This window comes from Mycoplana sp. 10N416, assembly GCF_056394765.1.
On sequence record NZ_JBFTIM010000014.1, the window covers coordinates 33,391 to 54,483 of the forward strand.

The following is a 21,093-nucleotide window of genomic DNA, read 5'->3' on the forward strand; positions in this document are numbered from 1 at the left end:
CGGCGGCAGACGCACGGGCTACGACGCCGATCGGTCCGTTGTTCCTGCGTGCCGGATCTCCTCGCGGCACATTAGGACGCCTTGCGAATAGGTCGGCGAAGCTTCGATTCGAGTCATGGTTAGCAACCGTTAAACCGGGCGGGCAAGCGCCTGCGAAAGGCGCGCGGTATCCAAAAGCGCTCTGAAAAAACGGCGAATTTTCGAGCGCCTGTGCTCCTGTGGGTCGGTGGCTACGGACTGACAGACGTGCGCGCACGTGCATTTCACGAAATCTTATCCATGTCTTTTCAACCGTTGTTACATCCACCCCTGTATGCCTCTGGTTGAACTTAGCCGTGGCGGGCGAACTCAATGCACCGCGCCACGAAGAACATAGGAGAAGATTGCCATGACAGAGAAAATCCGTGAACTGCTAGCTAAGCATGGTGGTCTTCCGGTGGCTGTGGACCAGATCACCGACGATGCCGATCTCTATGCGGCCGGCATGTCCTCCTTTGCATCCGTCCAGATCATGCTGGCGATCGAGGAAGCCTTCGACCTCGAATTCCCCGATACGTTGCTCAACCGCAAGTCGTTCCAGAGCATTGCCGCGATCACGCGCGCCGTCGAGGGGCTGGTCGGAAATGCGGAGGCTGCCGCATGAACATGTTCAGAGGGGCGAGTTTGGCGGCGCGTGCCGCCCGTGTCGCCGCCGTGGCCAGCAGCCACGCTGATGATGTCGACGTGAAGGGCCGCTTTCCGCGCGAGGCGGTCGCGGCCATGGCGGCCGAGCGCCTTCTGTCGATCCAGATCTCGACCGAGTTCGGTGGCGAAGGTACCAGCCTTGCCGAGATCGCCGAGGTCTGCTCGGTGCTCGGGCAGTCCTGTGCGTCGGCTGCGATGGTCTTCGCCATGCACCAGATCAAGGTGTCCAGCCTTGTGTCGCATGGAGAAGACAGCCCCTGGCACCGGGCTTTCATGGGCCGGATAGCGGTAGAGCAACTGCTGCTCGGTTCGGCGACCACCGAGGGGGGCATCGGCGGCAACCTGCGCAACAGCATCTGCGCCATCGAGGTCGAGGGCGATCGCTGCCGGCTGGAGAAGGACGCCACCGTCATCTCCTATGGCGCGGATTCCGATGCGATCCTGATCACCTCGCGCAGCCATGCGAATGCCGCGTCGACCGACCAGGTGATGACGGTCTTCACCAAGGACCAGTACACGCTGGAGCGCACCCAGGTCTGGGACACGCTCGGCATGCGCGGCACCTGCTCGGACGGCTATCTGTTCAAGGGCGAGGCGCCCGCGGAGCAGATGCTGCCGAAACCGTTTGCCGAGATCGCCGCGCAGTCGATGCTGGCGACGTCGCATCTGCTGTGGAGTGCGGTCTGGTACGGCATTGCCGTCGACGCGATGGCGCGCGCGCAGGCGTTTGTCCGGGCTGCCGCCCGCAAGTCGCCCGGCCAGACGCCGCCGGGCGCGCTACGTCTGGCGGAGGCATCGAACCTCCTGCAGCTCTTGAAATCGAATGTGGTCGCCGGCCTGAAGGAATTCGAGACGGCGAATGCCGATCCTGACCGGCTGTCGTCGATGGGCTTTGCGGTATCGATGAACAACCTGAAGATCGGCTCGTCCGAGACGATCCTGACAATCATCAACCATGCCATGCTGATCTGCGGCATCCTGGGCTACAAGAACGGTACGCCCTACAGCCTCGGCCGGCATCTGCGCGATGCGCATTCGGCACAGCTGATGATCTCCAACGACCGCATCCTCGGCAATACGTCCAATCTCCTGCTCGTTCACAAGCAGGACACCAGTCTCCTGGGGTGAAGAACCATGGATATGCAGACCTCGTTTCTCGACCGGCTGTTTGACGCCGGCCTGCTCATCGACACCGGCGTTGATGGCCTCTACGGCCGCAGCGGCCAGTTCGAGGACGTGATCATCGCCTTCGAGCGCATGATCGATCGCTTCGGCGGCGCCGACGGCGCGGAGGCCATGCGCTTTCCGCCCGGCATGAACCGCGCCTTCTTCGAACAAAGCGGTTACATGAAAAGCTTCCCGCAGCTTGCCGGCACCGTGCATTCCTTCTGCGGCAACGAGCTCGATCACATGAGCCTGTTGAAGTGCATGGAGGTTGGCGAAGAGGACTGGACGAAGGACCAGAAGGCGACCGACATCGTGCTGACGCCGGCGGCGTGCTATCCGCTCTATCCGACCGTCGCCAGGCGCGGCCGCATTTCGATGCGGGGAGCACTGTTCGACCTGCAGTCCTACTGCTTCCGCCACGAACCCTCGCAGGACCCCGCGCGCCAGCAGCTTTTCCGCATGCGCGAATATGTCTGCATGGGCACGGAACAGCACGTCACCGACTTCCGCCAGTCCTGGATGGATCGCGGCGTGCAGATGATGAAGGAAGTCGGCCTCGACGTGACAATCGATGTTGCCAACGACCCCTTCTTCGGCCGCGCGGGCAAGATGCTCGCCAACAACCAGCGCGACCAGAACCTGAAGTTCGAACTGCTGATACCGATCACCTCGGTCTCCAAGCCGACGGCCTGCATGAGCTTCAACTATCACCAGGACGCGTTCGGCGCGAAATGGGAGCTCTATCTGGAAGACGGCAGCGTTGCCCATACGGCGTGCGTCGGCTTTGGCCTTGAGCGCATCGCGCTTGCCCTGTTCCACACCCACGGGCTCGATTTCGCCGAGTGGCCAGCGAGCGTTCGCAAGGCCCTTTGGGGTTGAGATTGTGACGCAGTCGGTCTTTCCCGGGCTTGATCCCGCCACCTACCGCTCCCATGCGCTCCACGACCAGGAGCGCATGTGGCCGGAAACCAACTGCTACGTCGATCTGTGGATCGAGGTACTGAACGCGCTGGCCCTTGCACCGGAGGCCATGCTCGGCTTTACGCTGATGCAGGACTTCGAAGGCGACCAGTTCACCTTCTTCAAGGTCCCACTCGAAGACCTCGAAGCCCTGTATGGGATCCGCTGCACCGAGCTTGCTATCTACGACCGGATCGAGAGCCATGTCGCCGAGCAGATTGGCCGAGGGCGGCTGTGCCTCGTCGAGATGGACAGCTATTACATGCCGGACACCCGTGGCGTGGCTTACCGCCTGGAACACGGCAAGACGACGGTGGCGATCAACCGGATCGACCTTGAGAACCGCACGCTGGATTATTTCCACAATGCCGGGTTCTTCCGCCTGGAAGGCGAAGACTTCGACGGGCTCTTCCAGCTGGGCGAGGCAGGCGGCGCGCTGCCGTTTCTGCCCTACACGGAATTCGCCAAGTTTCCGAAGTCCTATCCGTCGGAGCCGCACCGGCGCCGTGAAGCTAGGCGCCTGTTGCGTTTCCATCTGGATCGCCGGCCGCAGGACAATCCCGTCGCGGCCTTCGCCAGCGTCTTCCCCCAGCAGGTCGAGGCGGTGGCGCAGCGTCCCTTCGGCTTCTTCCACAAATACGCGTTCAACACCTTGCGGCAACTCGGGGCCAATTTCGAGCTCGCCGCCAGTCATCTCGACTGGATTGCGCCGGACGGCACGCTGGCCGACGCAGCCATGGCTGCCCGCCGGATTTCGGAAGTCGCCAAATCGGTCCAGTTCCAGCTCGCCCGCGCGGTGACCCGCAAGCGTTTCGATGCGCTTGCGACCGTGCTCGCTCCCGCCGTCGAATCTTGGGAGGATTTGATGCGGGTGCTTGCGGATCGGGTCGATTGAAGGGGGCAAGCCCATGGGTCGTCACGGAACAGACACGCTGCCGCAGCAAGTGGACCTCCGCGAAGGTTGGCACCTGTGCCTGACGGAGGCCGGAGCCTGGTCCGATCCTTCGATGTATTCCGACGACGTCGAGGCGGTGGAAGCAACGGTGCCCGGGACTGTCGCGGGCGCCCTGGAACGGGCCGATCGCTTCGACCGCACTGATCCCCACCCTTTGAATGACCTTGATGCCTGGTACTTCCTTGACATCGCAGGCGAGAAGCCTGGGCCGGCCGCGCTTGTTTTCGAGGGGCTGGCGACGATTGCGGAAGTCTATTGGAACGGAGAGAAGCGGGCAGACGTCACTTCGATGTTCGTCGCCCACGAACTTGCGGTAACGCTGACGGGTGACGATCGGCTCGCCATCTGTTTCCGGGCGCTTGCGCCGCACCTGGACAAGCGCGGGCCACGCGCCCGCTGGCGGCCGCAGATGATCGTTCCGCAAGGCTTGCGGCTCGTGCGCACGACGCTTCTTGGCCACATGCCGGGCTGGTGTCCGCCTGTGCAGGCCGTTGGCCCCTATCGCCCCGTCCGTCTGGTTCGGCCGCGATTCGCCACGCCGCAGGATGTGCGGCTGCGAGCCACGCTCGATTCCGATGGCGTCGGACACCTCACCGTCTCATTCATGGGCGATGGCTTTGACGGCACGCCCGAACTTCGGTGCGCCGGTTTCGGTGTTGAAATGGCGTTGGCGGAGGACGGCCGGTGGAGCGCGGAGCTTTCCATCGCCAATGTCGAAGCCTGGTGGCCACACACCCACGGGCGACCGGCCTTGCACGTGGTGGAAATCCACGTCGACGGACAGAGCCATGCGATCGGCCGCACCGGCTTCAGGCGCTTGGATATCGACCGCGGCCCGGACGGCAGCGACTTCTCTCTCCGCGTGAACGGCGTGCCGGTGTTTTGTCGCGGCGCGGTCTGGACGACGGCGGACATCGTCGATCTGCCGGGCGAACGGGAGCGTTACGAACCACTGCTGCGGACCGCGGCCGAAGCCGGGATGAACATGCTGCGCATCGGCGGCACGATGACCTACGAGACGCAAGCCTTCTTCGACCTGTGCGATGAGCTCGGTATTCTCGTCTGGCAGGATTTCATGCTGGCGAATTTCGATTACCCGGCGTCCGACCCGGATTTCGCTGCCCTCGTCCACACCGAAGCCGAGCAATTTCTCCGGCGCACCGCCGCCTCGCCGTCGCTCGCTGTACTTTGCGGCGGCAGTGAAATGTTCCAGCAGGCGGCAATGCTCGGCCTGCCGCGTCCGGCCTGGAGCGGTGCGCTGACCGACAGCATCCTGCCGCAAGCGGTCGAAGCGTTGCGGCCGGACGTGCCTTTCGTGGCGAATTCGCCTTCCGGCGGCGCCATGCCGTTCTCGCCGAATGTCGGAGTGACGCACTATTACGGCGTCGGCGCCTATTGCCGCCCGCTGGAAGACGCCCGCCGCGCCCATGTGCGCTTTGCAGCCGAATCGCTTGCCTTCGCCAACGTGCCCGAACAGTCGACGCTCGACGCGCATCTGCCGGTTCCTGCCGTGCACGATCCGCGCTGGAAGGCGCGCGTGCCGCGCGACCGCAGCGCCTCGTGGGACTTCGAGGACATCCGCGACCACTATCTGGGGATGCTCTACGACTGCGACCCGGTACGGCTGCGCCGCGAGGACCCGCCCGGCTATCTCGACCTCTCCCGCGCCGTCAGCGGCGAGGTGATGGAGGCAGCCTTTTCCGAATGGCGCCGGCCGCAGTCGAGCTGCAACGGCGCGCTCGTCTGGACCTTCCAGGATCTCCTGCCGGGCGCCGGCTGGGGTATCGTCGATTCCACCGGTCTGCCGAAGCCCGCCTGGCATGCGCTACGGCGTGCCTTCCGTCCGGTGCAGGTTCTCCTGTCCGACGAGGGAACCAACGGCCTTGATGTCCACGTGCTCAACGAGAGCGATCGGCAGCGGGCGATGACCGTCGAGATCGTCTGCCTGCGTGATGGTCGCCAGCCCGTCGTCTCCGGTCGGCGTGACCTTGTTCTGGAGGCACGCGAGGCCATCACGATTGCGGCGACCGACCTCTTTGGCGCCTTCTTCGATGTGACCTACGCCTTCCGCTTCGGACCTCCGTCGCACAACGTGACGGTCGCGACGTTGCGCGAGGGAGAAATCGCCGCGCCTGTCGCGCAGGCCTTTCATTTCCCCCGCGGCCGGGCAAAGGCGCTGCAGGTGGGTAATGCCACAGCCGCTCTCGTGCAGGCGGATGGGGATTGGGTGCTTCGGATCGAGGCCGACCGGCTGTTGCAATCGGTGCACATTGATTGCCCGGGCTTCCTTCCGTCGTACAACTGGTTCCATCTCGCCCCCGGCGAGGCACGAGACATCCGTCTGACGCGAACGGATGGCGGGGAATGGCCGTCCGGAGAGGTCAATGCGCTGAACCTCGCCTCGCCGGTTTCGTTCTGAGCCCGGCCGTGCGTGGACCACCAACGGTACCCATGCGGCCTTGCTATTGCAGTCGCTTCGGCATAGCTCTCTGGCGAACGATCCGGACGCCTGATGCCCCACAAGGTCACCATATCCCGCCTGAAGCTGCACGATTTTCGCAATTATGCGTCGATCGCGTTGGGTCTTGACGGCCGCCATGTCGTGTTGACCGGAGCGAACGGCGCCGGCAAGACGAATCTGATGGAGGCCATCTCCTTTCTGTCGCCCGGCCGTGGGCTGCGGCGAGCGGCCTATGCGGATGTTGCGCGTGAAGGCGCCGAAGGCGGGTTCAGCGTCTTTGCCGCCGTCGACGGGATGCAGGGTGAAGTCGAGATCGGGACCGGCACCGAGAGAGGCGACGAGGGGCAGTCGCGCCGCCTTCGCCTGAACGGAACGCCCGTCCGCTCGGTCGACGAACTGCTGGATCACCTGCGCGTCATTTGGCTGACCCCCTCGATGGATGGGCTGTTCACCGGACCGTCCGCAGACCGGCGCCGCTTCCTCGACCGCCTTGTCCTTTCGCTCGATCCGGAACACGGCCGACGGGCAGCTGATTTCGAGAAGGCCATGCGTGGTCGCAACCGGCTTCTTGGCGAGCCGCGCCCGGATCCGCAATGGCTGAGCGCGCTCGAACGGCAGATGGCGGAGCTTGGCGTGGCGATGGCGCTGGCACGCCGCGAGCTGGTCGGACTTCTCGCCGGGATCGTCGAGGCGGCCCGTGACGAAGGGCCGTTCCCCTCGGCCGTCATGTCGCTGACCGGGTTTCTCGACCAGGATCTCGACCGACCGGCCTACGAGATCGAGGAGATATACGCCGCCCTGCTTGCCGATGGGCGCTATCGCGATGCCGCCGCCGGTCGCACGCTCGACGGCCCGCACCGCGTCGACCTCCTGATCCGCCACCGCGAGAAGGACATGGATGCGGCCCGTTGTTCCACCGGCGAACAGAAGGCACTGCTGGTCGGCCTCGTGCTGGCGCATGCCGGCCTCGTCGCCGGCATGACGGATCACGCTCCGATCCTGCTTCTTGACGAGATCTCCGCCCATCTCGACGAGAAACGCCGGGCCGCACTTTTCGATCGCGTCGATGCACTCGGCGGCCAGACCTTCATGACCGGCACGGATCGTGCCATGTTCGAGGCGTTCGGCGATCGGGCACGGTTTTTGACCGTGGCGAACGGAACGATTGCCGAGGATTGACGGAGGAGACCGTGGCAACCGCAGAACCGCTAGGCCCGGAAGAGATCGAGCGCTATCGCCGCCATATCGTGCTGGCCGAAATCGGTGGCGCCGGCCAGCAGAAGCTCAAGAACGCATCCGTGCTCGTCATCGGTGCGGGCGGCCTCGGCGCGCCCGTTCTTCAATATCTTGCCGCCGCCGGCGTCGGCCATATCGGCATCATCGATGACGACACGGTGTCGCTCTCCAACCTGCAGCGGCAGGTGATCCACGGCACCGCAACGATCGGCCATAGCAAGCTCGAAAGCGCCAGGGCAGCGATCGAAGCGCTCAACCCGCATGTGCGTGTGACATTGTTCGGCGCCCGGCTGACGCCGGACACCGCGCCACAGCTCCTGCAGGGCTTCGATCTCCTGCTGGACGGCTCGGACAATTTCGATACCCGCTATGCGGCCGCCGATGCAGCGGAGACGGCGCGGTTACCGCTTGTCACCGGCGCCGTCGGTCGCTTCGATGGTTCGCTGACGGTGTTGAAGCCTTGGGAAAGGGCCGCGGACGGCAAGCAGAATCCGGGCTACCGCGACCTCTTCCCGGAGCGGCCGCCGCCGGGCGTCGTGCCGTCCTGTGCCGAGGCTGGCATCGTCGGCGCGCTGACCGGCGTCATCGGCACCCTGATGGCCATGGAGGCGATCAAGGTGATCACCGGTGCCGGAGAGCCGCTGGTCGGGCGGCTGATGCTCTATGACGGGCTTGCCGCCCGCTTCGACGTCATGCGCTATCGCCGGCGCGAGGGTCCCTAGATGGACGTTCAGCGGCTGGGCGCGTCCTTCCGTCGGTATGACGAGTTGCTTGCGGTCATTCGATCCGCCTTTGCCTATATGGATGGCTGCATCGACCCGCCATCCTCCGCACTGCAGACGACTGCAGCCAGCCTCGAGCAAAAGGCCCTAACAGAGATTGTGTTCCTGGCTGTCGACCGCGCTGACATTGCCGGCTGCATCTTCTGCCGACCGGAGCCTGACTGCTTATACGTCGGCAAGCTCGCGGTGCTGCCCGAACACCAGGGAACTGACGTCGGCGGCGCGCTTCTTGCGGCGGCGGAGCGGGAAGCACGGACGCTCGGCCTTGCCGCCCTGCGCCTCGAAACCCGGATCGAACTCGTCGACAATCACACCCGCTTTCGCGCCTGGGGATTTGAGAAGTCGGCCGAAAAACGCCATGCAGGCTACGACCGGACGACCTCGATCGAGATGACGAAGCGCCTCTGATCCGGTTGAATCACCGCGTGCTGTCGGCGAATCGGCCGTCCGTTTAGGTTCGCCCCGGCAGGACGCGGTCGGGGGGACGGTGACCGTCGAAGAAGGTTCGGATATTGATCACCACCTTCTCGCCCATGTCGATCCGGCCTTCGAGCGTCGCCGAGCCCATGTGCGGCAGCAGCACGACCTTGCCCTCGGTTGCGAGCTTCACCAGCTTCGGATTGACGGCGGGCTCGTGCTCGAACACGTCGAGGCCGGCGCCGGCGATCTTGCCCTCGCGCAAGGATTTGATCAGTGCGGCCTCATCGATGATGCCACCGCGCGCCGTGTTGACGATGTAGCTCGACGGCTGCATCAGCGCCAGCCGCCGCGCTGACAGGAGATGGTAGGTCGCCGGCGTCGAGGGGCAATTGACCGAGACGATGTCCACGCGCGCCAGCATCTGGTCCAGGCTGTCCCAGTAGGTTGCCTCGAGCGCTTCCTCGGTCGCTGGATGGACACGGTGGCGGTTGTGGTAGTGGATCGACAAACCGAAGGCTTTCGCGCGACGCGCCACGGCGGTTCCGATCCGGCCCATGCCGACGATGCCGAGCCGCTTTCCCCAGATGCGGTGGCCGAGCATCCAGGTCGGCGACCAGCCGGCCCATTCGCCCTTGCGGTCCGTCAGGAGCTGGGCTCCTTCCGCGAGACGGCGCGGCACCGACAAAATTAGCGCCATCGTCATGTCGGCTGTGTCCTCGGTCAGGACGTTCGGCGTGTTCGTCACGGTGATTCCGCGCCGGGCGGCGGCATCCACGTCGATATGATCGACCCCGTTGGAGAAGCTGGCGATCAGCTTGAGCTGTGGCCCGGCCTGCTCGATCAGGGCGGTGTCGATTCGGTCCGTCACCGTGGGAACCAGGACATCGTAGGTCTTTACGGCGGCAACAAGCTCCGGTTGCGTCCGCGGCGCATCCTCGATGTTGAGTTCGGCGTCGAACAGTTCGCGCATGCGCGTTTCGACTACATCAGGCAGGCGACGGGTAATGTAGACCTTCGGCTTTTTCTTGTTCGTCATGGCCTGTCCGAGCGTCCTGTTGACGGGTCCTTAACCAAGATCGGTAAGACTTGGTTCATCAAGGGCATTTTCTACCAGACCCCGTCGCGAAGACAATCCGCTCCGAAGGCTAGTCCAGTGATTTGCGCGCCGGCAGGGTCCGGCTGGCAGGTGCCCAGTGGTTGAAGTGGATCCCGTCATGCGTCGCTCATATATCCGCACTTGCACCGTCGCGCTTGCCGCCCTGATTGCTTTGGCTTCCCATTCCGTTCCGGGCGCTTTCGCACAGGCCTCCAAGGGGCCGAGCGGCCTGCCTCTGCCGCGATTTGTCAGCCTGAAGGCCAAGAGTGTCAACCTGCGCGTCGGCCCGAGCGTCGACTACGCCGTCTCCTGGCGGTACATGAAGTCCGGCGTGCCGGTGGAGATCATCCAGGAGTACGACAATTGGCGCCGCATCCGTGACGCCGACGGCACCGAAGGCTGGGTCAACCAGGCGCTGCTTTCCGGCGAGCGCACGGCGATCACCGCGCCGTGGATGCGGGGCAAGGGAGCCGACGTCTACGTCAACATGCGCCGCGATCCGCAATCCGCCAGCACGGTCGTCGCCAAGCTGGAGCCCGGCGTCGTAATCAAGGTGGGCGAATGCAACGGCGATTGGTGCCATGCCGAGGTGGACCGCACGGAAGGCTGGGTGGCGCAGGGCGAAATCTGGGGTGCGTACCCCGGCGAGGCCTTCAAATAGTAAGTGCCCTTCAGGCGAGTCCTGCCTTGATGGCGGCCTCGACCAGCGAAGTCATCGGCCGCGGGCCGATCTGCTCGATCACAATTCCCGCCGCCAGGCTGCCGAGCTTGCCACAGTCCTCCAGTGTGCGCCCCTGGGTGTAGCCATGCAGGAATCCGGCCGCGTACAGATCGCCGGCGCCCGTCGTGTCCACCACCTGCTCGATCGACGAGGCGTGGACGCGGATGCGCTCGCCGCCCGTCTGGATGATCGATCCATGCTCGCTCATGGTAACGACCGCCAGGCGGCAGTCCTTGGCGATCATCGCCAGTGCGTGCTCGAAATCCTCGGTCTCATAGAGCGCCAACACCTCGGCGCGGTTGGCGAAAACGATGTCGACGGTGCCCGAACGCATCAACTCGAGAAACTCGTCGCGGTAGCGATGAACGCAGAAGCTGTCGGAGAGGGTCATCGACATTTCGCGGCCGTTGGCGTGGGCGATGCGCGCGCAGCTGCGGATCGCATCCTTGGCGCGCGGGGGGTCCCACAGATAGCCCTCGAAGTACGTAACCTTGGACGCCGCCACGACCGCTTCTTCCACGTCCTCGGGGCCGAGTTCGACGCATGCGCCGAGATAGGTGTTCATCGAGCGCTCGCCGTCTGCGGTGACGAAGATCATCGACCGCGCCGTGGGCGGAATGCGATCGAGCGGCTTGGTCGCGAAGTGGACGCCCTGGGCGTGGATGTCGTGGGTGAAGATCTCACCGAGCTGGTCCTTGGCGACCTTTCCGAAATAGGCCGCCCGCCCGCCAAAGCTCGCAATTCCTGCCGCAGTGTTGCCGGCGCTGCCGCCGGAGGCTTCGACCGCCGGCCCCATGCGCGAGTACAGCAATTCGGCCCGCTCCGCGTCGATGAGGTTCATCGCGCCCTTGATGATGCCATTGTCGGTGAGGAACTTGTCATCGCAGCGGGCGATGATGTCGACGATGGCATTGCCGACCGTCAGCACGTCGAATTGGGTCATGCGGAATTTCCGTCTCGAAGGGTGAGAGCCGGCTATCGGTCATAGCGGAATTTGGAGGGAATGTAAGGGGGCCGCCCGAGCCGGTGCCGGTCGGGCGGCGAAATGCCGTCAATCCTTGGCGCGCTCGACGTAGGAGCCGTCTTCGGTCGCAATCACGACGCGGGTGCCGGCCTGGATGTGCGGCGGTACGAGCGTGCGAAGGCCGTTGGACAGCATCGCCGGCTTGTAGGAGGACGACGCGGTCTGACCCTTGACGACCGGCTCGGTCTCGGTGATTTCGAGGATCACGTTGCGGGGCAGTTCGAGCGAGATCGCGACGCCCTCGTGCGTCTTCAGGATGACCACCATGCCTTCCTGCAGATAGGCCTTGTCATCGCCGACGTCCTCGGCCGACATGGTCAACTGGTCGTAGCTTTCCGGGTTCATGAAGTGGAAGCCATCGCCGTCTTCGTAGAGAAAGGTGTGCTCGCGGTCTTCCACGTGGGCGCGCTCGACCTGCTCGGTGGTGCGGTAGCGCTCGGACACCTTCACCCCGTCGGAGATGCGGCGCATGTCGACCTGCGTGACCGGCGTGCCCTTGCCCGGGTGAAAGTTCTGTGCCGTCAGAACCACGTAGAGCTTGCCGTCGACATCGAGCACATTGCCCTTGCGGACGGAAGAAGCGATGATCTTTGCCATAAGTCTTCCTTGTATCTGGTGCGGCCCCGTCGTAGAGGACGATTGAAGTTTCATCCCCGGACCGCGGAAAGCGGGATCGGGCCGCAACTATCCTAAATTCCGGCGAAACGCCAGTGTTTACGCCGGAATCTGATAGAAACCTTGACATGAAGCCAAGCAGTCCCGCCCCATCCCCCTGGTGGACGCCAGACGTCCACGCCGACCGCCGTCCGTTCCTGATTGCGCGAAACCGCATCCAGGCGGCGCTGCGCGCCTACTTCGCCGAGCGCGATTTCATCGAGGTCGACACCGCGACCTTGCAGGTCTCGCCCGGCAACGAGGCCCACCTCCACGCCTTCCGCACCGAGGCGATCGGCCACTCGGGCGCAATATCGCCGCTCTATCTCCACACCTCGCCCGAGTTTGCCTGCAAGAAGCTGTTGTCGGCCGGCGAGAGGCGCATCTCCTGCTTCGCCCATGTCTACCGCAACCGCGAGCGCGGGCCGCTGCATCATCCCGAGTTCACCATGCTCGAGTGGTACAGGGCCGGGCAAGGCTACGAAACGCTGATGGAGGATTGCGCCGCGCTTCTTGCGCTTGCTGCGCGAACGGTCGGCGTCGAAAAGCTGACCTACCGCGGCAAAGACTGTGATCCCTTCGCCGAACCTGAGCGTCTTACGGTCGCGGAGGCCTTTGTTCGACATGCCGACGTCGACCTGCTCGCGACGATCCACCCGGATGGCTCGACCGATCGCGACGGGTTGGCGAAGGCCATGGCGGCGAGCGGCTTGCGCGTCGCGGCCGACGACACCTGGGCCGACCTGTTCAGCCGCGTGCTGGTGGAATGCGTCGAGCCCCATCTCGGCTTCGGCAGCGCGACGATCCTTTGCGAGTATCCGGTGGCCGAGGCGGCACTCGCGCGTCCCTCGCCGCGCGACCGCCGGGTCGCCGAACGCTTCGAGCTCTATGCCTGTGGTGTCGAACTTGCCAACGCCTTTGGCGAACTGACCGACGCGGCCGAACAGCGGCGCCGCTTCGGCCTGGAGATGGCCGAGAAGCAACGTGTCTACGGCGAGACCTATCCGCTCGACGAAGATTTTCTTGCAGCGCTTAAGATCATGCCGGAGGCGAGCGGCATCGCGCTGGGCTTCGATCGGCTGGTGATGCTGGCGACCGGGGCGACTCGCATCGACCAGGTCATCTGGGCGCCGGTGGCGGAGACAGCGCCATGAGCGCCGCGCGCACGCTGCGTACGGTTTCCGAACTGGAGGAGGCCGGACTGGTGCCGGAGGGCTCCTCACAGGCCGAGGTCGCGCGCGTGGGCGAGCGATACGCCGTTGCCGTGACGCCCGCTGTCGCGGCGCTGATCGACAGCAGCGATCCGGGCGATCCCATCGCCCGGCAATTCATCCCCGATGCGGCCGAACTGACCGCGCTTGCGGAGGAGCGCGCCGATCCGATCGGCGATCTGGCGCACAGCCCGGTCGAGGGAATCGTCCATCGCTATCCGGACCGGGTCCTGTTGAAGGCCGTGCACGTCTGCCCGGTCTACTGCCGCTTCTGCTTCCGACGAGAAATGGTCGGCCCGACCGGACTCGGGACCCTGACCCCCGAGCAGTTGGATGCGGCGATCGACTATATCGCAACCCATCCGGAAATCTGGGAGGTGATCCTGACCGGCGGCGATCCGCTCGTGCTTTCGGCACGGCGGCTCGGCGAGATCATGCAGCGGCTGGCCGCGGTCGAGCATGTGAAGATCGTCCGGATCCACACCCGCGTGCCGGTGGTCGAGCCTGAACGGATCGATGCCGATCTCGTCGCGGCGCTGAAGGCATCGGGGAAGACGACCTATGTCGCCCTCCATGCCAATCACCCCCGTGAACTGACCGCGCTGGCGCGCGCGGCCTGCGCGCGGTTGGTCGATGCGGGCGTCGCGATGATCAGCCAGACGGTGCTGCTCAAGGGCGTCAACGACGATGCGGAGATACTGGCCGCGCTGATGCGCGCCTTCGTGGAGAACCGCATCCAGCCCTACTATCTGCACCATCCCGACCTTGCACCGGGAACGAGCCATTTTCGGCTGAGCCTCAGTGAGGGCCGGGCGATCGTGGAAAGGTTACGCGGGCACATCTCCGGCCTGTGCCAGCCGACCTACATCCTCGACCTTCCCGGCGGCTACGGAAAGGTGCCCGTGCTTTCGGCAGCAATGCGGGAGGAGGACGATGGTCGATTTCGGATCAGGGACTTCCGCGGCGTGGAGCATCTCTACCCGCCACAGCCGGAAGACTGATCGCAGCAACCCAGTCGAGCCCTGAGCCTGCGTCCGGGAGGGTCAGAATTCCTCCCAGTCGCCGTCCTTCTTGCCTGCGCCAAGGGCGCCGAGCAGCTTCTGCTTCAACAGGTTCGCCGGAGAGGCAACCGCCCGCGATTTCTCGCTGGCCGCCTTTACGTTCCATTGGCCAGGCGACTTGCGCGGCAGTTGGGTCACCGTGCCCTGTGATGGCGCTGCCGGTTTCGTCACCGACATCGTCCGCGGCGACGAAGCCGGGGAGGCCGGCGCAGCCTCGGATGCCTGCATCACCTGAAGGTGCGGTGCGCGCGCGGACTGGCTCTGGGCGGCGCCGACATTGAATCGGCCGATCAGCGTGTTCAGCGCCTGGACGTCGTCGGCGAGGCCGTGGCTTGCAGCCGTCGTCTCCTCGACCATCGCCGCATTCTGCTGCGTTCCCTGGTCCATGGTGCCGACCGCCGTGTTGATCTCCGAAAGCCCGCTTGCCTGTTCACGCGCCGCCACGACGATCGCCTGGACGTGGCCGTTGATCTCCTGAACCTCGGCAACGATCGTTTCGAGTGCCTTGCCGGTTTCGTCGACAAGCGCGACGCCGTCCTGGACCTGGGCACCCGAAGCCGTGATCAGCGCCTTGATTTCTCGCGCAGCCTTCGCCGAGCGTTGTGCCAGCTCGCGCACTTCCTGGGCGACGACTGCGAAGCCCTTGCCCGCTTCACCGGCACGCGCCGCCTCCACGCCGGCATTCAGCGCGAGAAGGTTCGTCTGGAAGGCAATATCGTCGATGACACCGATGATGTTGCCGATTTCTCCGGACGACTGCTCGATCTGCTGCATGGCCGAAATCGCGCGGCGGACAATCTCGCCCGACTTTTCCGCACCGCCGCGCGTGCGGGCCACCAGCGTGCCGGCTTCCTCGGCGCGGCGGGTCGAATCCTTCACCGTCGTCGTGATCTGCTCCAGCGCTGCGGCCGTCTCCTCGACGGAAGCCGCCTGATGCTCGGTACGGCGGGCCAGCGCGTCGGCGGCAGAGCGGATCTGGCGCGCACCGGCATCGATCGCCCGCGCATTGTCGCCAACTTCGCAAAGTGCCTCCTTCAGCCGCGCGACGGATGTGTTGAAATCCTGCCGCAGCCGGTCGAGCTCGCCGTCGAACGGCGTATGGATATCGCAGGTCATGTCGCCGGAGGCCAGCCGGCCCAATGCGTCGGCGAGCGAGGCGACGGCGGCCTGCACCTTGCCGCTCTCGCGATTACGCTCCGCCTCGCGCGCCATGCGCTCGCCCTCGGCAATAGCCCGGTCGGACGTTGCCTGGCGCTCGAGCCGCATGCGTTCGCCGGCATTGTCCCGGAACACGGCAACCGCACCAGCCATCTCTCCGATCTCGTCGAGACGTTCGGAGTAGGGAATTTCCTGGCCGATGTTGCCCTGCGCAACCTGCTTCATTGCGCCAGAAATGCCGTTCAGCGGCCGGACCACGCGGCGGTTGACGATGAAGATTGCCGCAATGGCGAGTCCGACGGACAGCATCAGTGCGGCGACCGTCAGCCGGTAGGCGAGCTTCTGTTCGGCCAAGGCGGCCTCGATGCCGCTCCTGGTCGTGCTCTCAGTGCTGGCGATCAGGCTGGCGAGTGCCGCCTCGATCCTGTCGGCATCCTGCTTCATGGGGCCTTGAAAGATTTCCGCGGCAACGCCCTTGGCGGCCATGGCGGAGGCCTGCTTCAGCTTTTCCGATTCCGCGAGATAGGTGGCGAGGCTGCTTTTGACGCTGTCGACCACATTTGCCGCGTCCGGATCGCCAGAGATCGCGGCCGCGTAGGTGTCGATCTGCTTGGTCAGTGCTTCGGCGTGTTCGGCGATGTTGGCCTCGATCACGGGTATTGCGTCCGGATCCCTCGTCAGCATGTGCTCGGCGTAGGCGCCTTGCAGCTTCGCGAAGTCGTGGCTGATCTGCAGGATCGCGCTCATCTGCGGCATGCGCTCGCGGCCGATACGCTCGAACTGGCCGGTAATCGTCGACAGGGACCGGAACGCGACAGCGCCCTGCAAAGCGCCGAGCGCCACCATCAAGATGAAAAGAGCGGGAAGGAGTCGACTAATCCTGATCGTGCGCATTGAGAGTCCCAGATTCTGTTGTCGCCGTTGGCGAGCCTTTTGGCGGAGAGTCTAGTTTCGGCGACTTAACGCGGACTTAATCCGCAACCGCGCGATGCTGGCTTGCGCCGCGGTTGCCCACACCCTACATCGGCCGGCGCAACAGGGAGAAAGCGGATGATCCTCGACGCGGTACGCCTGGCCCTCGCCAATCTTTTCGCGCCGGAAACACGCCGCGTGTTCTGGAAGGTGCTCGGGCTGACGATCTTCTTTCTGATCGCGCTGTGGTTCGCCCTTCGGGAGAGCTTCATCGCCTACGCGCTTCCCTATTTCGACGGCTACCTGACCGGCGTTCCGGACTGGGCTGGCTGGTTGGCCGTCTTTGCCGGCATCTTCGCGAGCGTTGGCCTGGCGCTATCGCTGGCGCTTCTGCTCGCGCCGGTCACGGCGGTGGTCGCCGGCTTCTTCCTCGATGACGTGGCCGAGGTGGTCGAGCAGCGCCACTATCCTGGCGATCCGGGCGGCAAACCGTTGCCGCTCGGCACGGCAATCGCCAGTTCCATCAAATTCTTCGGCGTGATTCTTGTCGGCAACCTGGTGGCGCTGCTGCTGCTGTTCATCCCGGGCGTCAATCTGATCGCCTTCTTTCTCGTCAACGGCTATCTGCTCGGGCGCGAGTTCTTCGAGTTCGCGGCGATGCGCTTCCGTCCGCCCGAGGAGGCGCGGCTTTTTCGCTCCAAGCACGCCACAACCGTCTTGCTGGGCGGTCTCGCCATTGCCGCCTTTCTCGCGATACCGGTCGTCAACCTGCTGACCCCGCTCTTCGCCGCCGGCCTGATGGTACATCTGCACAAGCTGCTCTCGCGTTCCGATCCGGCCTTTCGCGGCTGAGTTCTTGCGGACGGGTCGCGCGAAAGGCTCGCGAGCTAGCCCGCCGCCGCGATAGCCTGCGGCGGCAACTCCACCAGCGGAGCCGGGATGTCGCAGGTCTTCTCGGGCGATCGACAGATGTCGGCGATCACGCAGCGTTCGCATTCTGGCTTGCGCGCCTTGCAGACGTAGCGCCCGTGCAGGATCAGCCAGTGATGGGCACGGTAGAGGTATTCGTCCGGGATGATCCGCATCAACCGGTCCTCAACCTCGTCCGGCGTCTTGCCGGGGGCGAGCAGGATGCGGTTGGCAATGCGCAAGATATGGGTGTCCACGGCGATCGTCGCCTGGCCGAACGCCATCGATAGCACCACGTTCGCGGTCTTCCGGCCGACACCCGGAAGCGTCACCAGTTCCTCGCGGGTCTGCGGCACCTCGCCGCCGAATTCGTCGACGAGCTTCCGGCTCAGCGCGATCACGTTCTTCGCCTTGTTGCGGTAAAGCCCGATCGTCTTGATGTGGTCGCGCACCTTGTCTTCGCCCAGCGCCAGCATCTTTTCCGGCGTGTCAGCTGCGGCAAAGAGCGCGCGCGTCGCCTTGTTGACGCCGGCATCGGTGGCCTGCGCGGAGAGTGCAACCGCGACGACGAGGGTGAATGGATTGACGTGTTCCAGCTCGCCCTTCGGCTCCGGGCGCTGGATCGAGAAGCGGCGGAAGATCTCGTGGATCTCGTCCGGCGAATAGGCGGTCTTCTGCTTGGTGGCGCGGCGCTTCGGTGCCGCCCGGGAGCCGACGGCAACGCCTGATTTCGGTTTCGCGTTCTTCATGTTCCCTCTATAGTCGTCGGTCATGAACGATGGCAACGACGATATCAGCCTGAACGACCGGCCTGTGTTCGTCGCCGAGCTCAGGCCGCACCGGTCGCTGGGCCGAAAAGGGCACCTGATCTTCTTCCTCATCGCCGGCGCATTGACCTTCGCCCATATGGCGGTTTTTCTCCTTTCCGGGGCCTGGCCGATCGTGATGTTCTTCGGTGTCGACTTCCTCATCCTGCTCGCGGCCTTCTGGTTGAACAACCGTGCCGCCCGCGCCCGAGAATTGGTCGCCCTGTCACGCACCAACATCTCGATCCGCAAGCTTGCACCTTCGGGCCGCGAGGCCAAGCACGACTTCAACCCGTTCTGGGCGCGTTTCCATGTGTCGCGGCGCGATGAGATCGGCATCACGGACATGGCGGTCAGCGGCCAGGGACGCCGGACCGACGTCGGCAGCTTCCTGCACCTCAATGACCGCGAGCGCTTTGCGACGGCGTTCGCTGGCGCCCTTGCCCAGGTTAAGCGCGGATACTGAGCCTGGAGCAAGTTTCGGGTGGCGGGACCGCGCATGGCGTGGTTTCCTGTAGCCACAGGAGAAAAACGATGACCATTGCCGCCACGCTGAAATCCGACATCACCCCTGATGGCGCCGACTATGAAACCGTCCGACGCGTCATCGAGATGATCACCGACGACTACCGCGACCAGCCCTCGCTGGACGAAATCGCCGCCCGCCTGAAGCAGTCGCCGACGCAATTGCAGAAAACCTTCACCCATTGGGCCGGTCTTTCGCCCAAGGCCTTCCTGCAGGCCGTGACGCTGGATCACGCCAAGCGCCTGCTGCGCCAGGAATCGCTGCCCCTGCTCGAGACGAGCATCGAGGTCGGCCTGTCCGGCCCAAGCCGTCTGCATGACCTGTTCGTGACCCACGAGGCAATGTCACCGGGAGAGTGGAAGGCGCGCGGCGAAGGACTGACGCTCCGCTGGGGCTTCCATCCCTCGCCGTTCGGGCGGGCGCTGGTCATGATCACCGAGCGCGGCCTCGCAGGCCTTGCCTTCAGTGACGATGAGGACGGCAGCGCCTGCTTCGAAGACATGGCCTGCCGGTGGCCGAACGCAAAATATGTGGAGGATCGCCAGGCGACCGCCCCCTATGCCGCGCGGGTCTTCGATCCGGCCCGCTGGAACGTGGAGGAGCCGCTTCGCATCGTCCTGATCGGGTCGGATTTCCAGGTCCGCGTGTGGCAGGCGCTTCTGCGCATCCCGATGGGAAAGGCGGTGACCTATTCCGATATCGCCGGGCAACTCGGCCAGCCGAAGGCCTCGCGGGCGGTCGGCGCAGCCGTCGGCCGCAACCCGATTTCCTTCGTGGTGCCCTGTCATCGCGCGCTTGGCAAGAGCGGCGCGCTCACCGGTTATCACTGGGGGCTTACCCGCAAGCGGGCGATGCTCGGCTGGGAAGCCGGCAGGGCGTAAACGAAAGAGGGGCCCGCACGATTGCGAACCCCATCGATGTTTCATCAGCAAGCCCGCCGAGCGATCGGCGGGCTTGTCAGTGCAGTATCCCATGGGCGGTTGTGCCGCCCACGGGATCGATCTCAGAACAGCCAGATATCGTTGGCCGACAGCGTGTAGCCATTGTCGAGCTCAGCAACCTTGATCTGGCCGGCGGAACCGTTGCCATCCTTGTCGAAGTAGAGCGTATGGCTCGCCTTGTCGAAGATGAACCGGTCGTTGCTGTCGAGCGCCTTCGTGCCGAGCCGGAACGCGCTCGCGTTCAGCGCGCCCGTCGCACCGGATGTCACGTCGAAGTAGATCAGATCGCTCGAGCCGAAGTCGGTGATATGATCCGCCGTAAGACTGGCCTGCTGGAATACAAACTTGTCCGCACCACTGCCGCCGGTCAGTTTGTCGAAGCCGGAGCCTCCGGTCAGCGTGTCATTGCCGGCGCCGCCGGTCAGCGTGTCGTTTCCGGCACCACCGGTAACCGTGTCGCTTCCGGCATCGCCGGTCAGCGTGTCGTTTCCGGCGCCACCGCTCAGCGTGTCATTGCCGATGCCACCGCTGATCGTGTCGTTGCCAGCGCCGCCGGTGAGCTTGTTGTTGCCGGCATTGCCAATGAGGGAGTTTGCCTGCCCGTTTCCGGTGCCGGACAGGTTGGATGTGCCTGTCAGTTCCAGCTTCTCCACATATGCACCGAGCTTGAAATCGACCGAGGCCTTGACGTGATCGTACCCGCCATTGACCTGTTCGGTCACCACGTCACCCGCGTTGTCGACACTGTAGACGTCGTTTCCGCCCAAACCGACGAGCTTGTCACTGCCCTTGCCGCCAACCAGAACATTGCGCGCATCATTGCCGGTAAGCGTATCGTTGTAGCTCGAACCTGTCAGGTTCTCGATACCGATGAGCTTGTCTCCGGTGGCATGGCCGCCGCTCGCCTTGCCGGTCTTCAGGTTGACGTTGACCGCGGACGAACCGGCATAGGTCGCCGTATCGGTCCCAGCGCCACCGTCAAGAACGTCGGCGCCTGCGCCACCCTTCAGCACGTCATTGCCGCCGAGGCCCTTGAAGGTCTCGTTGCCACCATTGGACTGACCGGAGAGCGGCATGTTGTCGTTGCCTGCGGTGCCGGTGTAGACCGTGGCGGCCGGGGCATCGGTGCCCGGATTCACGCCACCCATATCCGGCATCGTGCCCGGATCGGTGTTGCCGGAAACGACGGGGTTGTCGTCATAGAAGGCGAATTTGCCCCACTGGCCGGTGCCGATCTGGTTGTTGACGATCTTGATCGAGCCGTCGTCGACGGTGCCGCCACCCTTGCGGCCGTCGAGGTAGACGGTGTAGCCGCCGCCGATCAGGCGGTTGCCCTCGATGGTGATGTTCGACAGGCCGCCAAACTCGTTGTTCATCATCACCGCCGAGGTCTGCTCGTGGTCGTTGAT

20 protein-coding genes are annotated in these 21,093 nt (G+C 64.6%); 14 read left to right on the forward strand and 6 right to left on the reverse strand.

Translation table 11 applies throughout. The annotated features are described in order from the left end of the window. Window positions 1–388 precede the first annotated feature (388 nt). From AC1DDS_RS22270 to AC1DDS_RS22305, 8 genes are all read left to right on the forward strand, one after another. Window positions 389–643 (forward strand): acyl carrier protein, encoded by a 255-nt coding sequence (locus AC1DDS_RS22270; protein ID WP_477480846.1) that lies wholly within the window; start codon window positions 389–391, stop codon window positions 641–643. Further along, a complete protein-coding gene (locus tag AC1DDS_RS22275; RefSeq protein ID WP_477480847.1) occupies window positions 640–1,812 on the forward strand; it encodes an acyl-CoA dehydrogenase family protein in 1,173 nt (390 codons plus the stop codon). The genes AC1DDS_RS22270 and AC1DDS_RS22275 overlap by 4 nt, the downstream gene beginning before the upstream one ends. A gap of 6 nt (window positions 1,813–1,818) precedes the next feature. After that, the gene (locus tag AC1DDS_RS22280; RefSeq protein WP_477480848.1) at window positions 1,819–2,730 is read left to right on the forward strand and encodes an amino acid--[acyl-carrier-protein] ligase; all 912 of its coding nucleotides are present in this window, start codon (window positions 1,819–1,821) and stop codon (window positions 2,728–2,730) included. A gap of 4 nt (window positions 2,731–2,734) precedes the next feature. Next, window positions 2,735–3,706, forward strand: coding sequence for a DUF1839 family protein (locus AC1DDS_RS22285; RefSeq protein WP_477480849.1), 972 nt, complete (start codon window positions 2,735–2,737; stop codon window positions 3,704–3,706). Between the two features lie 13 nt (window positions 3,707–3,719). Next, window positions 3,720–6,185, forward strand: coding sequence for a glycosyl hydrolase 2 galactose-binding domain-containing protein (locus AC1DDS_RS22290; RefSeq protein WP_477480850.1), 2,466 nt, complete (start codon window positions 3,720–3,722; stop codon window positions 6,183–6,185). A 93-nt stretch (window positions 6,186–6,278) separates the two neighbouring features. Continuing rightward, window positions 6,279–7,406: a DNA replication/repair protein RecF gene (recF, locus tag AC1DDS_RS22295; RefSeq protein ID WP_477480851.1), complete on the forward strand. Its 1,128-nt coding sequence runs from the start codon at window positions 6,279–6,281 to the stop codon at window positions 7,404–7,406. Between the two features lie 11 nt (window positions 7,407–7,417). Further along, window positions 7,418–8,185 carry a molybdopterin-synthase adenylyltransferase MoeB gene (locus AC1DDS_RS22300; RefSeq protein ID WP_477480852.1) on the forward strand — a complete coding sequence of 256 codons (768 nt, stop codon included), beginning with the start codon at window positions 7,418–7,420 and terminating at the stop codon, window positions 8,183–8,185. Continuing rightward, the gene (locus tag AC1DDS_RS22305) at window positions 8,186–8,653 is read left to right on the forward strand and encodes a GNAT family N-acetyltransferase (RefSeq protein ID WP_477480853.1); all 468 of its coding nucleotides are present in this window, start codon (window positions 8,186–8,188) and stop codon (window positions 8,651–8,653) included. It begins immediately after the preceding gene. A gap of 43 nt (window positions 8,654–8,696) precedes the next feature. Here AC1DDS_RS22305 and AC1DDS_RS22310 read toward each other — a convergent pair whose 3' ends face one another. Further along, window positions 8,697–9,701 (reverse strand): 2-hydroxyacid dehydrogenase, encoded by a 1,005-nt coding sequence (locus AC1DDS_RS22310; protein ID WP_310423899.1) that lies wholly within the window; start codon window positions 9,699–9,701, stop codon window positions 8,697–8,699. A 178-nt stretch (window positions 9,702–9,879) separates the two neighbouring features. Here AC1DDS_RS22310 and AC1DDS_RS22315 point away from each other — a divergent pair, with 178 nt between their 5' ends. Continuing rightward, window positions 9,880–10,422 carry an SH3 domain-containing protein gene (locus AC1DDS_RS22315; RefSeq protein ID WP_310423896.1) on the forward strand — a complete coding sequence of 181 codons (543 nt, stop codon included), beginning with the start codon at window positions 9,880–9,882 and terminating at the stop codon, window positions 10,420–10,422. Window positions 10,423–10,432: 10 nt separating this feature from the next. On the opposite strand, the gene AC1DDS_RS22320 is transcribed toward AC1DDS_RS22315, so the two are convergent. Both AC1DDS_RS22320 and efp read right to left on the reverse strand, forming a co-directional pair. Beyond that, window positions 10,433–11,425 carry an adenosine kinase gene (locus AC1DDS_RS22320; protein WP_477480854.1) on the reverse strand — a complete coding sequence of 331 codons (993 nt, stop codon included), beginning with the start codon at window positions 11,423–11,425 and terminating at the stop codon, window positions 10,433–10,435. Between the two features lie 108 nt (window positions 11,426–11,533). Next, complete coding sequence (gene efp, locus AC1DDS_RS22325) at window positions 11,534–12,103, reverse strand: elongation factor P (protein WP_310423890.1); 570 nt, start codon at window positions 12,101–12,103, stop codon at window positions 11,534–11,536. Window positions 12,104–12,249: 146 nt separating this feature from the next. Between efp and epmA the strand changes: the two genes are divergently transcribed. Both epmA and AC1DDS_RS22335 read left to right on the forward strand, forming a co-directional pair. After that, the gene (gene epmA, locus AC1DDS_RS22330; RefSeq protein WP_477480855.1) at window positions 12,250–13,314 is read left to right on the forward strand and encodes an EF-P lysine aminoacylase EpmA; all 1,065 of its coding nucleotides are present in this window, start codon (window positions 12,250–12,252) and stop codon (window positions 13,312–13,314) included. Further along, a complete protein-coding gene (locus tag AC1DDS_RS22335) occupies window positions 13,311–14,372 on the forward strand; it encodes a lysine-2,3-aminomutase-like protein (RefSeq protein ID WP_477480856.1) in 1,062 nt (353 codons plus the stop codon). The genes epmA and AC1DDS_RS22335 overlap by 4 nt, the downstream gene beginning before the upstream one ends. Before the next feature lie 42 nt (window positions 14,373–14,414). Here the strand turns inward: AC1DDS_RS22335 and AC1DDS_RS22340 are convergent, their stop codons facing one another. After that, window positions 14,415–16,484 (reverse strand): HAMP domain-containing methyl-accepting chemotaxis protein, encoded by a 2,070-nt coding sequence (locus AC1DDS_RS22340; protein ID WP_477480857.1) that lies wholly within the window; start codon window positions 16,482–16,484, stop codon window positions 14,415–14,417. 156 nt (window positions 16,485–16,640) lie between these two features. Between AC1DDS_RS22340 and AC1DDS_RS22345 the strand changes: the two genes are divergently transcribed. Beyond that, window positions 16,641–17,354, forward strand: a complete 714-nt coding sequence (locus tag AC1DDS_RS22345; RefSeq protein ID WP_477480858.1) for a sulfate transporter family protein — start codon at window positions 16,641–16,643, stop codon at window positions 17,352–17,354. Between the two features lie 35 nt (window positions 17,355–17,389). Here AC1DDS_RS22345 and nth read toward each other — a convergent pair whose 3' ends face one another. After that, the gene (nth, locus tag AC1DDS_RS22350; protein ID WP_477480859.1) at window positions 17,390–18,184 is read right to left on the reverse strand and encodes an endonuclease III; all 795 of its coding nucleotides are present in this window, start codon (window positions 18,182–18,184) and stop codon (window positions 17,390–17,392) included. On the opposite strand from nth, the gene AC1DDS_RS22355 reads away from it, so the two are divergent. Both AC1DDS_RS22355 and AC1DDS_RS22360 read left to right on the forward strand, forming a co-directional pair. After that, on the forward strand, window positions 18,183–18,683 hold the full coding sequence (locus tag AC1DDS_RS22355; protein WP_477480860.1) for a DUF2244 domain-containing protein: 501 nt from the start codon (window positions 18,183–18,185) through the stop codon (window positions 18,681–18,683). The genes nth and AC1DDS_RS22355 overlap by 2 nt on opposite strands. Window positions 18,684–18,751: 68 nt before the next feature. Beyond that, window positions 18,752–19,624, forward strand: coding sequence for a methylated-DNA--[protein]-cysteine S-methyltransferase (locus tag AC1DDS_RS22360; RefSeq protein WP_477480861.1), 873 nt, complete (start codon window positions 18,752–18,754; stop codon window positions 19,622–19,624). Window positions 19,625–19,746: 122 nt separating this feature from the next. On the opposite strand, the gene AC1DDS_RS22365 is transcribed toward AC1DDS_RS22360, so the two are convergent. Then, window positions 19,747–21,093: calcium-binding protein (locus AC1DDS_RS22365; RefSeq protein WP_477480862.1), on the reverse strand; the 1,347-nt coding region annotated here is incomplete at its 5' end.

What these genes read in the sequence shown, in the direction of transcription:
- AC1DDS_RS22270 (WP_477480846.1), top strand. Translation starts at nt 389, where the DNA reads ATGACAGAGAAAATCCGTGAACTGCTAGCTAAGCATGGTGGTCTTCCG.
- AC1DDS_RS22275 (WP_477480847.1), top strand. Translation starts at nt 640, where the DNA reads ATGAACATGTTCAGAGGGGCGAGTTTGGCGGCGCGTGCCGCCCGTGTC.
- AC1DDS_RS22280 (WP_477480848.1), top strand. Translation starts at nt 1,819, where the DNA reads ATGGATATGCAGACCTCGTTTCTCGACCGGCTGTTTGACGCCGGCCTG.
- AC1DDS_RS22290 (WP_477480850.1), top strand. Translation starts at nt 3,720, where the DNA reads ATGGGTCGTCACGGAACAGACACGCTGCCGCAGCAAGTGGACCTCCGC.
- recF (WP_477480851.1), top strand. Translation starts at nt 6,279, where the DNA reads ATGCCCCACAAGGTCACCATATCCCGCCTGAAGCTGCACGATTTTCGC.
- AC1DDS_RS22305 (WP_477480853.1), top strand. Translation starts at nt 8,186, where the DNA reads ATGGACGTTCAGCGGCTGGGCGCGTCCTTCCGTCGGTATGACGAGTTG.
- AC1DDS_RS22310 (WP_310423899.1), bottom strand. Translation starts at nt 9,701, where the DNA reads ATGACGAACAAGAAAAAGCCGAAGGTCTACATTACCCGTCGCCTGCCT.
- AC1DDS_RS22315 (WP_310423896.1), top strand. Translation starts at nt 9,880, where the DNA reads ATGCGTCGCTCATATATCCGCACTTGCACCGTCGCGCTTGCCGCCCTG.
- AC1DDS_RS22320 (WP_477480854.1), bottom strand. Translation starts at nt 11,425, where the DNA reads ATGACCCAATTCGACGTGCTGACGGTCGGCAATGCCATCGTCGACATC.
- efp (WP_310423890.1), bottom strand. Translation starts at nt 12,103, where the DNA reads ATGGCAAAGATCATCGCTTCTTCCGTCCGCAAGGGCAATGTGCTCGAT.
- epmA (WP_477480855.1), top strand. Translation starts at nt 12,250, where the DNA reads ATGAAGCCAAGCAGTCCCGCCCCATCCCCCTGGTGGACGCCAGACGTC.
- AC1DDS_RS22335 (WP_477480856.1), top strand. Translation starts at nt 13,311, where the DNA reads ATGAGCGCCGCGCGCACGCTGCGTACGGTTTCCGAACTGGAGGAGGCC.
- AC1DDS_RS22340 (WP_477480857.1), bottom strand. Translation starts at nt 16,484, where the DNA reads ATGCGCACGATCAGGATTAGTCGACTCCTTCCCGCTCTTTTCATCTTG.
- AC1DDS_RS22345 (WP_477480858.1), top strand. Translation starts at nt 16,641, where the DNA reads ATGATCCTCGACGCGGTACGCCTGGCCCTCGCCAATCTTTTCGCGCCG.
- AC1DDS_RS22355 (WP_477480860.1), top strand. Translation starts at nt 18,183, where the DNA reads ATGAACGATGGCAACGACGATATCAGCCTGAACGACCGGCCTGTGTTC.
- nth (WP_477480859.1), bottom strand. Translation starts at nt 18,184, where the DNA reads ATGACCGACGACTATAGAGGGAACATGAAGAACGCGAAACCGAAATCA.
- AC1DDS_RS22360 (WP_477480861.1), top strand. Translation starts at nt 18,752, where the DNA reads ATGACCATTGCCGCCACGCTGAAATCCGACATCACCCCTGATGGCGCC.